Raw genomic sequence first — 17,180 nt, 5'->3', positions numbered from 1 at the left:
AGAGTTTCTAAAGACAGTATATAAAATAAAATTGGAGGGGGAGAAAAAAGATGATAAATTTTGAAACAAAATCAGGTAATGAATATGTTTATTGCAGTGAAAGTGGAGTTATATATCCAAAAAAAGTTTATAATCGCCGCTTTAACGCAATTAAGGAGTTCGAGAAAAATTTAATCAATGAAAGAAAAAAGAATTATACAGAAAAAAATACTTCAGAAGAGCTACGAACTAATGTTTTAAGATATGGGTTGCAGGAGCTTCTATTGGAAGTAACTCAAAACTGTAACCTTCAATGCAGATATTGTATTTACTCTGAAGTATATCCAATGTATCGCAACAACACACTAAGAGCTATGAATGAAGACATAGCTATTAAAGCAATTGATTTATATTTTTCTTTGTTAAGAGAAGGTATTTCTTACAATCCTTATCGAGAGCCAACAATAGGATTTTATGGAGGAGAGCCCCTATTAAATTTTGAGTTGATCAAAAAATGTATCAAGTATGTAAAGATTAAATATAAAGAATTTAATCCCCACTTTACTATAACAACAAATGGTACTTTGTTATCTTCAAAGATCGCTTCTTTTCTAGTTCAAAACAATTGTTCGTTAATTGTGAGTTTGGATGGCCCTAAAGAAGAACACGATCGAAATAGAATTTTTCCCAATGGGAAAGGCTCACATGATATTATTATGAAGAGATTGAATAATCTAAAAAAGTTTTATCCGGACTTACCTGTGTTCTCCATTGCTGTTTATGACTGGAAAACTGATTTTGATAAAGTTAATGAATTTTTTGCCCGGAAGGATGTTCCATCGCTAATCAAAGCAAATCTTGTTGACGCGAAGGGAACTTACTATGAACAATTTAATAAAGAGGATTTTGAGACTTTTAAGGAAAAAATTAAAAAGATGGAATATTATAATGCAGAAGTATTATCCACTAATGAGAAAAATAATCTCTCGTTGTATAGTCACTATTTTTCCGGGCAGGTTGTGGAAAGTTATGGTAGATATATTGGAAAATATAGAAACAATTATATCCCTTATACAGGTGCTTGCATGCCAGGATTTAAAATGTTTGTTGACTGTGACGGAATAATTCATGTTTGTGAAAAAGTGGCAGGAGAGTTATCTATTATAGGAGAAGTAAAAAATGGATTAGATTATAGCAAAATAGAAAAGATTATAAAAAGGTTTCGTGCAGCAACTTTTTTTTGTGAATCTTGTGATATCGAAAATCTATGCACAATGTGTTATGTTTTTTTCATTAAAGGTGATAAGATGGAGCATCCTCATCATATATGTGAAAATATGAAAAAGGAGATGTTGTCTTTATTCCCATATCTATGGACCATTGCAGAAAAGGATAACAAAGTTTTTTCTCACATAAGTGACAATTTTTTTAATTTAGAAAGCAAAATAGGGAGGGAGTTACTATAATGTTTTTTAGACTTAATCCTGAGGCACGAATGGTATTAGGTGTAAAGAAGGGCATAATTTACGATTTTTTTATTAATGATACCTATTCGATAAAAGGTGAAGAGGGAGCTGTGTTAAGGCTCGCAGAGGAAAATATCGATTCAAAAGGGATCTCTAAAAAATTGGATATTTCTGAAGAATTCATTATGGATATATTTAAAAAATTGAACAAGAGAGAATTAGGAGAATTTTATGAAAAACCCCCTTTTATCGAACCTTTGCATACTAATTATCCTTTTTCTAATAAAACTTTTTTTAAACAACCACCCATTTGTACTAAGCTTTTTGTAGAATTGAATAATAGTTGTGATAGTCAACAATGTGCTTACTGTGGCAACGAAAAATTAAATCGCCTTTTCTCATGTATGGGGTGTAATGTATGGAAAGAAAGTAAAATGGAAATATTGCCTGTAGAATCATATGTGAGTATATTGGATCAAGCAATTAAGCTTAATTTTCGGGAAATTATTTTGACAGGTGGTAATGTATTTAAAGATCTTGATAAATTGGCAACTCTTTTGAAGTATCTCGAAAAAGTGAATTTTTCTAATGTCATATTAATTTTGCATGAAAAGCACTTTAAAGAAGACTATATAGCTTTCTTAAATCAGTTCAAAACTATTAATATTGCACTAAATTTTGATATCCCAATAAATGAAAAAGCATCAGAGAAAATTTCAAAAATCATACATAATTTAAGCCAAAATATTTTTTTAATAGGTATTATTAATTTATCAAAATTTGGTAGCAAAGAAGAGTTAATGGAAAAGGTAAATTGTGAATATAAAAAAATAGCTGTTAAAAATAAAAAAAATAAGGTTGGATGGCAAGTTGATTTTTCTTCTTCTAATTTTTGCAAAGATTACCTCAAAGTGCCTATCTTTGGGAAAAGCAGGCTTTTAAGTCCGAATGTATTCCTTTATGAGTGGTGTCAAGAGTTTAACCCATGCTTAGGAGGAATGTTAAATGTTGCTAGCAATGGAGATGTCTATGTTTGCAGAGTAATTAAAGAAAAACCAGTAGGAAATATATTGCAAGAAGGGAGCCTTTCCCAGGTAATCCGATCTAAGAAGAATGAAATTGAAAATTTTTGGCATCTAACCAAGGATAATATCAAAAAGTGCAGGGATTGTGAATTCAGATATCTATGCAATGATTGTAGAGCTATAGAAAAAGATTTCCTTCAAACTTCCCTGTGTACTTATGATCCTTATAAAGGTAGGTGGTTTGATGATTTTTCTCAAAAACGTTGAAAAAAAGTTTGGAAAAACAAAGGTTTTAGATAACATCTCATTCAACATGCAAGAAGGGGATGTTATTGCTTATGTAGGACCAAACGGAGCTGGAAAAACGACAACTATAAAACTTATACTTGGACTTCTGAAACCTTCTACTGGTGAAGTAAAAGTTTTCAGTGAAAATCCTTATTCAAGTTTGAACGCTCGAAAGAAGATCGATTTTGTATTGGATCATCCAGGGGTAGATGACGATCTAACAGCTTATGAAAATCTTAAATTCTATTCAATGTTATATCATGCAAAAGTTAATAATATAGACAACATTCTTAAAAAGGTTGAGCTTTACGGAGTTAGAAATAAACTTGTTAAAACATTTTCAAGGGGTATGAAGCAAAGGTTAACTATTGCACGCTTATTCCTAAGAGAGCCAAAAGCCATAATAATGGATGAACCAACAAGTGGGTTAGATGTAGATGGAAAACTTCTGGTAAGGGACCTTATCAAAGAGCTTACTTTAACTAAAATCCCGATGTTGATAAGTTCTCATGACCTATACGAGCTTCAGCAAATATGTAATAAGGTTATTCTTATTTTCAATGGAAAGATTGTGAAAATGGATTCAATAGAAAATATTTTAAAAAGTGGGAGTGAAGATTACCAGATAATTATAAACGATGAAGCACCAAATTCATTATTAACATCCTTAGAGATGTATGGTTTTACTTCTTATGACTCTAAAGAAAAAAGGATTTTCATAAGACTTATGGCAGGGAAGATATCTGAAGTTATAAATGTTATTTCTAAAGAAAATATAGAAATAAAAAGTATAGACAAAGTACAAACATCTCTTGAAGATGTTTATAGAAAGGAGAAAAAAAGAGATGTTTAAAGCTATATTTTGGCGTGAATTTAAACGTTATATTAGAAAATTTAAACAGACTCCTAATTTAAATAAGATCTTTCGTGTTATTTATATAGTTATTTTTTTCCTCTTTTCTATATTATTGAGCTTATTAGATGATTCAACCCCGTGGAATGGATTATTCTTTTTTCTAATCAGTTCTACTCTATTTGTGGCAAGTTCTGCAACTAATTTCAAAGAAGATTGGAATAGAGAAATGTTTGATTACATTTTAGCTATGCCAATAAGTCCTAATGGTTATGTATTATCAGTTAGTCTTTTCGGAGCTTTAATGACAACTTTTTTTGTTATTCCAACTTCACTAGTACTTGCTTTAATCATGTTGTTTATTTTTAAAGGATCTTTTACTCTAATTGTTTTTTTCTACATTTTATTAATACCATTTGTGCTAGGTTTTCTCATTGCTTTGAGTAATTCTACTTACCTACTTTTCTCATTAAAAGTTCAATGGGTCTACGGGATAATATATTTGATATTCTTTTTTGTGTCTATTATCATACTTCCTTTTTTACAGCTTATCAGACAAATAGACATTTCGTGGATTCATTTTACTTCGGTTTCCATTTCAATTTTTTTTATGATAGACATCCTAATTGTAGTGTTTTTGGATAAAGAAAAAGCGGTGATTAAACAATGAAATATATATTTTGGTTAGAGATTAAATCATTAAATAAAACACTTTGGTTTGTTGTTATAACAATTTCTATTGTTATATATATATTACTTTTCATCTCAAAATATATCGGTTTGTCTTTTTTAAATTACCTTCCCATACTTTTAATTGTAACAGTACCCTTGTTTATTCAATCAGATAGATTTAGAAGAATAGACAAATCAAAAGGGTTAATAGACTATTTTTTAGTTATTTCAAGTGCAAGGGCAATTTTGTTGATCAGAGGATTAACGGGGGGATTAATTGGAACGATTATTCTTCTTCTTTCACTACCGGCGATAATCATAATAGGAGGATGGAGTTATCTTTTATTTGCTATTGCCGCTGTCGTATGGACTACTGCCTATATTTTAGTTGAAGGTTATAGTATCTGGTATAGATCTGATAAATTTTCTTCTATATTCACTATTGCTATCATGTTTGGAGTAATAATTGCAATAAATGTTCCTCAATTAGATTTTTTAGTTTTCACTGTTTTATTCATTAGTTTTGTAATTTCAGGAATATTAGCCTTATTTTATGCAGAAAAAGATAAGGAGAAGATTTTGAGTTAAAACAAGGTGCATTTTCAATGTGAAATGAGATAACACTAATTTTTTCTGAAAGGAGGTGAAAGAGATGGAACCTTTATGGAGTTGGTGTGCAGCACTCTGTTCAGCTGGTTGTGCAGGAGGGTGTTCGGCGGGGTGTATCGCATGTGGTTTTACTCCGTTACCCTTAGATGAAGTAATAGGCGCTAAAGGTGCCTCAATAGCTTCCGCTGTTTCATCTGGAGCTGCTGCTGGATCTGCTTCTGGAATCTAAGAATTTATTTTAGAAAAGCAATCGAGTAGGAGGCTACCCGTTAATTGAGTAGCCATCCTCTCGCCCTACCGTACGTACCGTTCGGTATACGGCGGTTCAATAGAATTAGTGGACTAATGAATATTGTAGGCTGATTGATGACAGTCCTAATTTCTTGGGATATTCATTGGTAAGGGCTTTCGCAAGGATAGGGGTAGCTACAATTCGCCTGTAGCTCCTCCTTGTGTTGGCATATTCCCAAGCTTTTAAGTTTGGTATGCCAAGGGATACAAGGTTATCGTGTTTCGTTTTGATTCTTTTTCACTGTTTCCAAAAGCACATCCGTATCCTCCTTCTTAGCCACATATCCAACGTTTTAGCAATCCTGACCATATCCGCAATACCAAAGTAGTTCACCCATCCTACAATGATTTGCTTTAACTTTTCCATTTTCTGGGTTATACTCATAGCATTGCTTCTACCGGTTATTTGCTTGAGTTTCTGCTTGAATTTGGCAACAGATTTAGGGTGGACTCTTACTCCAATTTCATCTTGTTTTTGGTAGAAAGAAAACCCAAGGAATTTTAGTTTCCATGGCCTGTCTACTGCATTTTTCTCTTTGTTGACTTTGAGTTTTAGCTAGCTTTCAATAAAGTGGGTGACACTGGTCATGACCCTATGAGCTGCCTTCCTACTTTTGACGTAGATGTTGCAGTCATCGGCATAGCGGCAGAATTTTTATCCCCTTCTTGTGAATTTCTTATCCAGTTCGTTGAGCACCTCCCCGGGTAAGTACGATAGCTTTCATTTCAGCTACCCGCCACATTTACTGTATGAAATTCGGGCAGTGTCGGACTTCGTTTTGTTCAGTAAACTCATCCACTTCAATTCAGCCTTGTATGCAGTTCTTGTTCATCAGGCCGGGATTTTGCCTCCAGCTTCCTTCAGATTCCACCTCACGGTGGGGCACCCTTGCCTTTGGCTAATGGTTCCCACTGCCAAGCCCATAGCGGACTTTCACCGCCAAGCTATCATACATGTCGGGCGCACAAGATGAAAATAGTGATCGTTTATGACATTCGCCTATTTTTTAAACAATTTCTTTAATCAAAGAGAAAAAGTATTTAATTCCTCACTTTAGAAATGAAGGGAAATTATAATTAGCTTAAAGTTAAGAAGATTGAATAAAAGATAAGAAAGGCTAAAATACAAAAAGTACTGCTTGAATTCTTAATTGATGAAAGTACAATCTTAACGGTAGTATCAGTTTTAATAGGGATAGTGTTGGGAGGATTTTTATCAAGCATCCATAGTTCATTATGAACTTTTCTATTATCTCTTTTTCTTTTGAATCAAGTTTTATATATTTTTCAAATATAAACTATCTTTTTGTAGTTTTGAAATGTCTTTTTCTATTCTTTCAAAGCATTTGAATTATCTCCTTCTACATATATCTGTTATTGTTTCATAATTGTCATATAAAAAAAACATAATATTTACTTTAGTTACAATGTTAACGAGCCGATATTTATTCACTTTTCCCTTTTTAATCAATTATATCATAACTATCATCAATAAAGAGAAAGCGAAAACAGAGTATAAAACATGATAAAAAACATCTTAATTAAAGTTTACATAAGGTTTTTTGAGGCAATTTCTGAAAATACGTTTCAATCTATATTTAAGCCCAATAAAAAAATCGCTTGAAAATCATATAGAAAAGGGTATGATAAAAATAGTGAAAGGTCTTTTGAGTTTGTAAGTGAAAAGTGTTACTCATTACATATCAAAAGCTTAACGTAATCACCCCTCATGGAGATTGGAGAAAAATGAAAGAAATGGTAAAATAAAAAACCTGGAAATCACTGATTTTATTATGTAAAGGAGATGATTTGATGCTTAAGAAAGTTATGTCAATTGTGAAAACAGATTTGTTATCCTCGAAAATATTTGTTTTAATGTTTTTTTTAATGTTTGGTTTAGGCTTTGGTTTTTTATATGGACTTATTGTTCGTTTTACACAAGTTTCAGAATTGCTCTATTCATATTGGTTACAAGGAGCAGCTTTTTTATTGGGAGGGTTGTTTTCTTTAATGTTTCCTTTTAGTTTTCTTTTAACAGATAAACGAATTAAAGCTGGTGAAATGATATTAACATCAGGGATCAGACCATTTGAATACATCTTTTCTAAATGGATTAATGGTGTGTTTCTTGGAATTGTTACCGCTTATACCTACTTGATTGTATATACATTGTTAACCTTACCTTTGTATGAGCAATACGGTAATATTTCTGTGTGGTTATACGTATTGTTAATTGCTATAATTTTTGCGTCGTTGGGAGTTACCTTAGGTATAATTTTTACAAAAGTGAATCTGTTAAGAAAGATACTTTTAATTATATTTCTTTTTGTTCTTCCAATTTTGTCGTTTGTTTTATTGTTTATTATAAGCAATACGGGTATATTTCTTAAGTTTTTAATTCCAATTTTGTTAGTTTATTCACTATTATGTTTCTTTTTATCTGTAAGAAACGTAGAAATCAAAGATTTCGTAGCATAGAGGAGGTTATTAAAGGTGAATAAGCATATTGATGCAATTAATGTTGATTTTACTTATGATAATAAAAAACTTGTGTTGAATAACGTCTCTTTAAGTACATATCAAGGCGAAAGTGTTGGTTTGGTGGGACCAAATGGAGCTGGTAAGACAACTCTTGTTAGAGTACTGTTAGGAATTCTCTATCCCAAGAATGGAAATATACAAGTTTTTGGATACAATCCATTAAATAAGAAGGAAAGAGAAAAGATTTATGGACAGATGGGTTACCTTCCTGAAGGAGCTGATGTATATCCACAATTAACCTTGAAACAATATATTGAATTATTTAAAACACTCCATGAGGTTGAAGATAATTCAACTATAGAAGAGCTCTTAGATATGTTTGATTTACAAGATGTGTTTGAAAAAAGATTAGGTACATTTTCAAAAGGTATGAAACAGAAAGCGAAACTTTTGACTATTCTTATACATTCCCCAAAATTACTGATAATGGATGAACCAACAGATGGATTAGACATAGCTTCAAAGGAAGAAACAATAGAATACATGAGAAAATTAAAAAAGAAAGGAACATCAATGTTAATAGCAACTCATGATCCTTATCTTGTTGAAAACCTTTGTGATAGAATAATCATGATAAATAAAGGTGAAATCATATTTGAAGGGACAACACAACAGTTGCAAGAGGTTGCACAAAATGAACCTTGTTATGTAATCGAGTTGATGGAAAAGGTAAAAAAGGAAAAATTAGAAGAGATATTGAATAATATTGGCGAGCCACAAAAGATCATAGTTGAAGAGAATACAATAAAAATTTGGACTGATGATGAAAATATAGCTAAAAATGTTTACAAAAAAGTTGTAGATGAAGGGCTGATAGTAAAGAACTTTGATAGATATTTACCAACTTTTTCTCAAGCTTATAAGAATTTTTTGGAGGGGAAATAAAGTCAATTACTTTTATCCCTGCAATACAATAAGTCTCCTGTATAAATAACTCTTACTCACTTTAGAAATTATGAAACACAGATTCTATAAATGTTTTAAATTTATTCAGAAACACTTCCCCACTTCTAATTCTCACTAATTCTTAATTTCTTTAACTTTTTCGGTACTTGTAGCCAAGGAGGGGGAGAGGGCTCCGCCCTAGACCCATTTTAAATTCAAAATTCCATTTTTAGAAAATTCTCATTTCTAAAGTCCCTAAAATAACTCTGTGTTGCAGGGATAAAATAAAATTAGCAGATTTCAAACTCTCTTTCTTCACCTTCAAAAACATAGAAAGAAGTTGCAGATAGTCTTTTTTAAAGTATATTTATTCACAAATACATTAATTTCTTTTGGCACTTTTGGTCTTAATTCTTTTGGTATCTTTCTTATTTCATAATACCTTCCATAGTTCATTATGAACTTTTTTATTCTAATTCTAAAAGCATTTGAATTATCTCCTTCTACATATATATGCTTTTGTTTCATAATTGTCATTTAATAATAACATAATATTTACTTTGATTCCAATGTTAACAAGTCAATAGTTAATCGTTTTTCTCTTTTTAATCAACTATATTGTAACTATCATCAAAAAAGAGAAAGCGAAAACAGAGTATAAAACATGATAAAAAACATCGTAATTAAAGTTTACATAAGGTTTTTTGAGCTAATCTCTGAAAATACGTTTCTATCTATATTTGAGGCCAATAAAAAAATCGCTTGAAAATCATATAGAAAAGTGTATGATAAAAATAGAACACAGAATAAAAGTGGGAGGTTATTTGAATGCTAAGATATAAAAACTCGAATTATAATGTTATTTTTGAGGATGGAGACAAAGTTGTTTTTGTTAATCTTTTAACAGAAGCAATTGCGACTGTAAATAAAGAAAAATATAATAAAATAAAAGAAATAATGGAATCGCCAAATAAAGAATGGTCAAGAGAATATGCAGATTTAAAAAATGACCTTATATATGGCGGTTATTTAATAGAAGAGAATTTTGATGAAATACAACATTTAAAGGCAATGAACTATAGAAGCAGATATGATGCTAGTTTTATAAGTTTCACAATAATGCCTACAATGAGATGCAATTTGGATTGTATTTATTGCTATGAAACACATGAAGGACCAACTATGGATGAGAAAACAACTGAAACAGTTGCAAATTATATTTCAACTGTGGCAAAAAGTAAACGAAGAATACATATTGGCTGGTTTGGTGGTGAACCTCTTTTAAAATTTGATACTATGAAATATATTAATGAAAAAGTGATAAAAGCTTGTGAAGAATATAAAACTAATTTTTCTTCTTCCATTTCAACAAATGGATACTTACTTTCAGCTGAAAAAGCCAAGCTATTTGACGAATTAATGATACGCAACGTACAAATAACTCTTGATGGCCCAAAGGAATATCATGACAAGTATAGGCCCTTAAAGGGAGGAGGACCAACGTATGATATCATGTTTGAAAATATAAAAAATTTCTTCGAATTGACAAAAGAATCAAGAATTACTCTAAGAGTTAACGTTGGCCCAGATAATTATGACGCAATATATAAGTTGGTGGATGCGCTTGAAATTCTTCCAAAAGACCGTCTAAGAATTTATTTTAGATGGATATTTCAAGGTGGGGAAACGGAAAAAGAAATTCATCGTGAAGTTATGAATTTTAGAGGGGAAAATTCTTACGAAAAATTGGCTAAGTTCTATTACTATGCATCTCAAAAAGGATTTGAAACTTTTCTTCCTATTCTTTCTAATCCGATTTATTGTGAATATGACTGTGAATCTTCTATTTTAATAGGGCCTAAAGGCGAAGTTTTCCCTTGTACAGTTGCAGTAAATGAGGGGAACGAGTTTGGAAAAGTAACAAACAATGGCATCGAATATGATAAAACAAAGTACCTTTTATGGTATAAACACGATGCTTTTCAAGATGAAGAATGTAAAAAGTGTGAGTTACTCCCTCAATGTTTTGGAGGATGTAGAAATGCTATAGTGAATTCAGGAGTTAGAGGATGCCCAGAAGAAAAAACTGCTTTAGAATCTTTCGCAAGATTGTGGTATTTCACAAAAGACATGGAAAGAAAGCTGAAAGCGGTGAAAAAAGATGAAAATATCAAGGTATAATCAACTTATAGAAAAAGATAACTATCTCATTTTATTTAATAGCATTTCAAATGCCATTCTATATGTTGAACCAAACAAAGTAAAAGAAGTTAAAGAAGTTCTTGAAAGTGGAAATATAGAAGAAATAAAGCTATCTGATGAAGATATAGAAAAGTTGAAAAAAGGATTATACATTATCCCTGATGAATTTGACGAAATAACATATTTGAAGATGAGGTTAAACAATTACAAATACAGTGATAGATTTTTAAGATATACTATAAGTTTAACTGAAGAATGTAATTTTTCTTGTGTTTATTGCTATCAACAAATGTTGATAACTTTAATGGATAAGAAACCCGCAAAAATAGCAAAAAATATTGTAAACACAATTCTAAATATGACGGAAAAAAGATTTGAAGAAGAACATCCTAAAGTATTGAGCATAACTTTTTATGGAGGAGAGCCGCTTCTTGCACTCGATGAATTAGAAACGTTAAGTAAAGGTTTTGAAGAAATGTGTAAGAAGTTCGAAGTAAAGTATGAAGCGAATGTCGTAACGAACGGTTATTTGTTAACTCATGACATTGTCAATAGACTACTGAACTGTGGAGTAAACTCCGTAATAATAACAATTGATGGAGATAAGACTCTTCATGACAAATATAGAAAGACTAAAAGTGACAAGCCTACTTTTGATAAAATTATGGAAAATATAAACTATGCACAAGATAAGATGTATGTAACCATTAGAACAAATATCTCTAAAAATAGTATAGAAAATGTGAAAAAAATGATAAAGATACTTGCAGAAAAGGGATGGAGAGTTGATTTTGATTTTCAACCAGTTGAGGTAGTGGAAGAACTATCTACGGGATTTAATGATGAGATGCTTACATTGAGAGAATTTGCTAATGTGGAAGTAGAACTATACAAAGAAGTCATCACACTCATACCCGATTATCCATTCAATCCATTTAGAAGATTAAGAATGGCCAGATGTGATGCCTTATGTAAAAATAGTTGTGTAATAGATGTCGATGGGAGTATTTACAAGTGTTGGGGAGAGATAGGAAATAAATTTTCTTCTGTAGGTAAAATAACAAAAGAAGATATAGAATTAAACCATAAATTTGAAAAATGGATAACTTACGAACCGTTCGAAGATCAAAAATGTATGGAATGTTCTGTACTTCCAATGTGCATGGGAGGATGCGTTTTTAATGCAGTTGTTGTTGATAGGTTAAATAGCTCTCCATGGAGGAAACCATACACATGCATTCCTTTAAAATACAATCTAAAAGAAATGGTTTCTTTATTATCTGATAAAAAATTAGGAGTAAAAATTTAAAAGGGGTGGTGATATTATGGAATTCATAAATGAACCTGTGTTTGATAAAGACAGATATTTAGCTGCTTGTGGAGAAAATGGCGAGAAGGAAGGTTGCGAAACAGTTAAAAATTGTGATTATTGCCACAATCCACAGTGTAACAATCCATGTCAGGATAAAAAATTTCCTTGGCTATGTGCAAATGGAGAAAACAATTAAATTAGCCTCATTTGCAATTAGAAATGATGGCAGAGATTAATCAACCGAAAAGTGGGGTTCAATCGTAGTATCTTTAGGATGAGATTTACTGCATCCACGATATGAATAAAAATGTGATCTTAAAAATATCGAAAAGGTAATGATTATTGCATGATAATGATGTAAAATAATGTATGTTTGTTTAATTTTTATCTTTCGTAAGATATGAATGAAGGGACGATATTCTGGAAACGATAAAAACACAAAACCTAACGAAGATATTCAAAGTAAAAAAGAAAAAAATAAGAGCCATACAAGATATAAACCTATCCATTCAAAATGGAGAGATATTTGTTTTGCTTGGACCTAATGGTGCAGGGAAAACTACCTTTCTAAAAACCATCTCCACTCTCATACTACCGACATATGGAGATGCTTGGGTTAACGGATACAACATCAAAAAAGATGAGTACAAGGTAAGAAAATCGATAGGGTTATCAACAGGATTTGAAAGATCGTTTTATTACAGATTGAATGGTTATCAAAACCTCGAGTTCTTTGGTACTTTGTACGGTATAAAAAGTAAGGACTTAAAAGAAAGGATAAACTTTTTACTCAATCTGTTCAATTTAGAAGACGCCAAAGATTTAAAGTATATGAAATACTCAACTGGTATGAAGAAAAAACTTTCTTTAGCAAGAGCATTATTACATGATCCTGATGTATACATATTCGATGAGCCAACATCTTCTATCGACCCAATAAGTGCAAATGAGATAAGAGACATAATTCTATCTCTCAAGGATAAAAATAAAACTATTATACTTTCCACACACGATATGCATGAAGCAGAACTTCTTGCCGATAGGATAGGTATATTGAACAAAGGGAATATGCTCGCTGTTGATAAAAAAGAAAACTTAAAAAGAGTATTAAAAAAAGAAATAATAAAAGTGAAAATAGATAAAGGTATCAATGAAGATTTAATCGCACAAGACGGCATCAAAGAAAAGATAAACCTATTTAGAAAGATAAAAGATAACGAATTTGAAATAGAAGTCGAAAATTCTTCAGAAGTACTTGATCAACTGATAGAAAAACTGAAAAACCAAGACAGAAAGATACTTACAATAAATGTTGAAACACCTTCAATAGAAGAAGTATTCATAAACTTTGTAAGGAATGATAAAAAATGAGTTTTTTAAAAAAATTATGGATATTCATTAAAAGAGGATTCATAACAAACTTCAGTTATAGAACGTACGCAATACTTGGAATAGCAAGTATGCTGATAGGTGTTTTAAGGTTTGGATTCATGGCTAATTTTTTGCAAGAAGGGAACACCTTCCCCATGCTCGAACCATACGGTGGAGACTTAATGGCATTTCTAATAACAGGAACAATGTATATGAGCTATGTCTCAGTTGCATTAGATTCTTTTAGAAATTCTATAAGGTCAGAACAAACAATGGGAACACTTGAATATTTATTGATGAGTAACACACCATTGTGGCAACTGTTAATATTCAATGGAATAAATAGTTTCATATGGACTACAATAAATGTAGGAGTTATTTTTTTGTTTCTGGTTTTGATATTCGATATTCAAATGACAATAAATATAATTTTATCGTTATTCATTTTAATACTTTCAATAATATGTATAAGTGGGATAGGTCTTATGAGTGCAGGAGTAATAATGGTAACAAAGATGGGAGATCCAATAAGTTGGATTTTTAGTACACTGTCTGGCCTTGTTAGTGGGGTACTATACCCAATATCCATATTACCAGCATGGTTGAGGAGTTTTTCATATTTTTTGCCGCCCACATATGCTTTAAGTGCATTGAGAAAGTCCTTACTGACAGGGGCCACCTTTGCTGATGTGAAGAACGAGATAATAGTTTTGATCATCATGAGTTTACTGACGATTCCTTTGGGATTGTTGTTGTTCAGATTCGGTTTCAATAAAGCAAGAGAAACAGGTAGTTTGATAGAGTATTAGACATTATTTAACTCAAAAAGTTGACTTTTTTGTACAATATGTGTTATAGTTAAATATAACAACAAAACATTGGAGGTGAATGTAAATGTACAGGTATAATTATTTGTTAAAGCTTGTTCTTGCAGTTGTTTTCAGTATTTCGGCTCTTTTTATACCTTCTCTCTTTTTGAAAATCATTTTTTCGACAGTTGCGATTGTTCTTCTGGCTCTTAACTTCAAAAGCTTTAAAATCTTGTTTGTTATTTTAGTGGTGGTTTTATTTGTGATACCAGCAAGTATTTTTTCTTATTTTATGAATTCCTATATAGATTGGGATAATTTATGGAATAATATTTTCAACTGGGAAGAATTATATAACCAAAACGATTATAGTTACAATTCTAATACTGAAGCAATCCAACCTGATATCTACATAGAAAGGGCTGAAAATTTACAAATTGAAGGAATAAATTTAGAAATAATTTTTGATGAAACGTCTGACCAGATTTACATTCCTAGTCAAATTAATCATAGGAGAAATGAAGATACACTAACATTAACATCAAACATTCAAGATCAAAAATATATCATAGTAATTGGCTCAAAAGTACCCTACAAAAACATAAGGATAAACTCAACAGGTTTAAATATGGGGGGGAATTTAGAAGTAGAAAATTTTGATTTAAATACCACTGGGCTTAATTTCAGTACGACGCTTGAAGCGAGTAATCTTTCGATAAATTCAACAGGTTTAAGTTTTGAGGGCAATATACACGTGGATCACGTCGAAGTCAATGCATCAGGGATTAGTTGGGATGGCTTGGTAGATGCCGAAGAGTTGACGCTAAACGGCGCTGGTATAGAAATTGATCTCTCAGTAATTAACGCAGAACATATCTATATTAACGGCGCAGCATTGACAGGTACCATACAATACATGGATAAATGGGTAGGTACGAGGTATTTATCAATTAAAGGGGCTTATGGTGATCTAGAACTTCTAGAACCTTCGGATAATGAAGGAAGGTTAAAGCTCGATACCCAAGGCAGAATTAAGATCAGAAGAAAAAAATATTGAAAGGGTTGTAAATATGCTGTATGAAGTAGATAAACACAGTGGGATACCATCTTATTTACAAATAATGAACCAAATAAAAAAGGAAATAATTATGGGAAATCTAAAAGAAGGTGATCAATTACCACCTGTTAGGGAGTTGAGTACAGTTTTCAAAGTCAACATAAACACGATTTTAAAAGCTTTAGATAAGTTAGAAACATCAGGATACATAGAAGCCCAACATGGAGTAGGTTTTTTTGTTTCAAAGAATATAGATTTAAAAAAAGGCATTGTTGATGAGATTAGAAATTGTGTAGAAAAATTAAAAAAGGAAGACATAGACTTAGAAACTATAAAATTAATTTTGGAGGAGGTTTGGAAAGATGGTCAATTTTCTGAATAAGTTGGAAGTGTACTTTCAAAAGGAGTTTACTGAAAAAAGTGGAAGAATATTTATATTTTCTTTGATTTTTTTATTTTTCATAACCTTTGAAAAACTGTTTTTAACGTTATTTTTCATATTCCTTTTCCTTACAAACATGATCGGACATGATTTAAGAAACGGGAAGTTCTCACTTATAATATCCCTTCCTTATTCGTACAGAGAGGTATTCTTCTCATCTTATGTACTTTCCCTGCTATTGATAGTTATACCAAGTTCTATTGGGCTAGCCTTTTTTAACTTTGGAAGTTTGTACTTATCAATAGCACTTTTAAAGATCTTGAGTGTCATAATATTTGCAACCGCTTATTTTGCTATTATTATAATTTCTGTTACATTAGGGGGAGATACCTTTGGGATACCATTTTTGATATTGATCGCTGATGGAATCCTTGGGGGAATTGGTTCCAGTTATGCCGTAAATCCCTATAAATATATTAGTCCATCATATCAAGGGAATGTTTGGGCAAGTTTGATATTTTCTGTGTTTCTTTTACTCATATCTTTATATCTGTTTGAAAAAAGAGGTGTACAAAAATGATAGTAGAAGTGAAAGACTTAGTTAAAAGTTTCAATTCAAAACCGATATTGAACAAGATCAATTTTAACGTAAATGAGGGTGAAATCTTTTCTCTAATAGGTCCCAATGGTGCAGGGAAAACAACAACTTTGAGATGTCTATACGGTGAATTGAAACCAAACAATGGTGAGATAAAGCTTTTTTCTGAAAAAATAACTCCTAAGATAAAAGCAAAGGTTTCGGTGATGACAGAAGATAGATTAACATTTTCTAATTTTAAAGGAAGTGATTACCTAAAAATTTGGAGTATGTTGTATCCTAACTTCAATGAAGAAACATTTTCTAATTTTGTTTTACATTACAACCTCGACATAAACCAAAAAGTGGAAAGATATTCCATGGGTATGAAAACATTGTTTTATTTGGCACTAACAATATCCAGTAACGCCGATCTTTTGCTCTTAGACGAACCAACTCAGAACCTTGATCCCGTTATAAGATCGGAGGCTTTAAAAATTTTAAGAAATTATGCAAATGAAACGAACAAGACGATAATCATATCTTCTCACGAAATATATGAGCTCGAGGAAATATCCTCATCTTTTGCAATTATAAAAGAAGGTAAAATATTATATACAGACGATATGGATTCTGCTAAAGAAAAGCACAGGATGATAAGAAAAGGTGAACCCATTCCAAGTGGTGAAGTTGTTGCTAACTTTGAAGAAGAGGTATTGGTAAAAACTGAAGAAGAGATCGGAAGATTTGCGACATTTAACGAAATTGTTCTGGGATATTTAAGGAGTATCCAGACTTTTACCCCTTTTGAAATTAAAAAATAACGGTTCTTTTTCTTCCTTTTCAAAAAGATAAAAAGAA

19 protein-coding genes are annotated in these 17,180 nt (G+C 31.4%); 17 read left to right on the top strand and 2 right to left on the bottom strand.

Features of this window, described 5'->3' with window-relative positions; translation table 11 throughout:
* Window positions 1-50 precede the first annotated feature (50 nt).
* From X928_RS04330 to X928_RS04305, 6 genes are all read left to right on the top strand, one after another.
* Window positions 51-1,445, top strand: coding sequence for a radical SAM protein (locus tag X928_RS04330; protein ID WP_012208510.1), 1,395 nt, complete (start codon window positions 51-53; stop codon window positions 1,443-1,445).
* Between the two features lie 185 nt (window positions 1,446-1,630).
* Window positions 1,631-2,737 (top strand): SPASM domain-containing protein, encoded by a 1,107-nt coding sequence (locus X928_RS04325; RefSeq protein WP_211286440.1) that lies wholly within the window; start codon window positions 1,631-1,633, stop codon window positions 2,735-2,737.
* The gene (locus X928_RS04320; protein ID WP_012208508.1) at window positions 2,715-3,611 is read left to right on the top strand and encodes an ABC transporter ATP-binding protein; all 897 of its coding nucleotides are present in this window, start codon (window positions 2,715-2,717) and stop codon (window positions 3,609-3,611) included. Before X928_RS04325 ends, X928_RS04320 begins: the two co-directional genes overlap by 23 nt.
* Window positions 3,604-4,281, top strand: a complete 678-nt coding sequence (locus tag X928_RS04315; protein WP_012208507.1) for a hypothetical protein — start codon at window positions 3,604-3,606, stop codon at window positions 4,279-4,281. The genes X928_RS04320 and X928_RS04315 overlap by 8 nt, the downstream gene beginning before the upstream one ends.
* Complete coding sequence (locus X928_RS04310) at window positions 4,278-4,871, top strand: hypothetical protein (protein ID WP_012208506.1); 594 nt, start codon at window positions 4,278-4,280, stop codon at window positions 4,869-4,871. Before X928_RS04315 ends, X928_RS04310 begins: the two co-directional genes overlap by 4 nt.
* Window positions 4,872-4,935: 64 nt before the next feature.
* On the top strand, window positions 4,936-5,121 hold the full coding sequence (locus X928_RS04305) for a hypothetical protein (protein ID WP_041534040.1): 186 nt from the start codon (window positions 4,936-4,938) through the stop codon (window positions 5,119-5,121).
* A gap of 300 nt (window positions 5,122-5,421) precedes the next feature.
* Here the strand turns inward: X928_RS04305 and X928_RS10370 are convergent, their stop codons facing one another.
* On the bottom strand, window positions 5,422-5,568 hold the full coding sequence (locus X928_RS10370; RefSeq protein WP_342749739.1) for a group II intron maturase-specific domain-containing protein: 147 nt from the start codon (window positions 5,566-5,568) through the stop codon (window positions 5,422-5,424).
* Window positions 5,569-6,995: 1,427 nt separating this feature from the next.
* On the opposite strand from X928_RS10370, the gene X928_RS04290 reads away from it, so the two are divergent.
* On the top strand, window positions 6,996-7,661 hold the full coding sequence (locus tag X928_RS04290) for a hypothetical protein (RefSeq protein ID WP_012208505.1): 666 nt from the start codon (window positions 6,996-6,998) through the stop codon (window positions 7,659-7,661).
* 15 nt (window positions 7,662-7,676) lie between these two features.
* Window positions 7,677-8,609 (top strand): ABC transporter ATP-binding protein, encoded by a 933-nt coding sequence (locus X928_RS04285; protein WP_012208504.1) that lies wholly within the window; start codon window positions 7,677-7,679, stop codon window positions 8,607-8,609.
* Window positions 8,610-8,930: 321 nt separating this feature from the next.
* Here the strand turns inward: X928_RS04285 and X928_RS04280 are convergent, their stop codons facing one another.
* Window positions 8,931-9,137 (bottom strand): hypothetical protein, encoded by a 207-nt coding sequence (locus X928_RS04280; RefSeq protein WP_231282478.1) that lies wholly within the window; start codon window positions 9,135-9,137, stop codon window positions 8,931-8,933.
* A 300-nt stretch (window positions 9,138-9,437) separates the two neighbouring features.
* Between X928_RS04280 and X928_RS04275 the strand changes: the two genes are divergently transcribed.
* The 9 genes from X928_RS04275 to X928_RS04235 all read left to right on the top strand — a co-directional run bounded on the left by X928_RS04275 (window position 9,438) and on the right by X928_RS04235 (window position 17,143).
* Complete coding sequence (locus X928_RS04275) at window positions 9,438-10,790, top strand: radical SAM/SPASM domain-containing protein (protein ID WP_012208503.1); 1,353 nt, start codon at window positions 9,438-9,440, stop codon at window positions 10,788-10,790.
* Window positions 10,771-12,120, top strand: coding sequence for a radical SAM/SPASM domain-containing protein (locus X928_RS04270; RefSeq protein WP_012208502.1), 1,350 nt, complete (start codon window positions 10,771-10,773; stop codon window positions 12,118-12,120). Before X928_RS04275 ends, X928_RS04270 begins: the two co-directional genes overlap by 20 nt.
* Before the next feature lie 16 nt (window positions 12,121-12,136).
* Window positions 12,137-12,319 carry a hypothetical protein gene (locus X928_RS04265; RefSeq protein ID WP_041534039.1) on the top strand — a complete coding sequence of 61 codons (183 nt, stop codon included), beginning with the start codon at window positions 12,137-12,139 and terminating at the stop codon, window positions 12,317-12,319.
* Window positions 12,320-12,540: 221 nt separating this feature from the next.
* A complete protein-coding gene (locus tag X928_RS04260; RefSeq protein ID WP_012208501.1) occupies window positions 12,541-13,494 on the top strand; it encodes an ABC transporter ATP-binding protein in 954 nt (317 codons plus the stop codon).
* Window positions 13,491-14,303, top strand: coding sequence for an ABC transporter permease (locus X928_RS04255; protein WP_012208500.1), 813 nt, complete (start codon window positions 13,491-13,493; stop codon window positions 14,301-14,303). The genes X928_RS04260 and X928_RS04255 overlap by 4 nt, the downstream gene beginning before the upstream one ends.
* Before the next feature lie 85 nt (window positions 14,304-14,388).
* Window positions 14,389-15,360 (top strand): hypothetical protein, encoded by a 972-nt coding sequence (locus X928_RS04250; protein WP_103078650.1) that lies wholly within the window; start codon window positions 14,389-14,391, stop codon window positions 15,358-15,360.
* A gap of 13 nt (window positions 15,361-15,373) precedes the next feature.
* The gene (locus X928_RS04245) at window positions 15,374-15,742 is read left to right on the top strand and encodes a GntR family transcriptional regulator (protein WP_103078649.1); all 369 of its coding nucleotides are present in this window, start codon (window positions 15,374-15,376) and stop codon (window positions 15,740-15,742) included.
* A complete protein-coding gene (locus X928_RS04240) occupies window positions 15,723-16,322 on the top strand; it encodes a hypothetical protein (RefSeq protein ID WP_103078648.1) in 600 nt (199 codons plus the stop codon). Before X928_RS04245 ends, X928_RS04240 begins: the two co-directional genes overlap by 20 nt.
* Window positions 16,319-17,143, top strand: coding sequence for an ABC transporter ATP-binding protein (locus X928_RS04235; protein ID WP_012208496.1), 825 nt, complete (start codon window positions 16,319-16,321; stop codon window positions 17,141-17,143). The genes X928_RS04240 and X928_RS04235 overlap by 4 nt, the downstream gene beginning before the upstream one ends.
* The last annotated feature ends 37 nt before the right edge of the window (window positions 17,144-17,180 follow it).

The organism is Petrotoga miotherma DSM 10691 (genome assembly GCF_002895605.1).
GTDB classification, from domain to species: Bacteria; Thermotogota; Thermotogae; order Petrotogales; family Petrotogaceae; genus Petrotoga; species Petrotoga miotherma.
The sequence above is the reverse complement of the archived record's forward strand: the minus strand, read 5'-3'. Positions and strand labels throughout refer to the sequence as shown.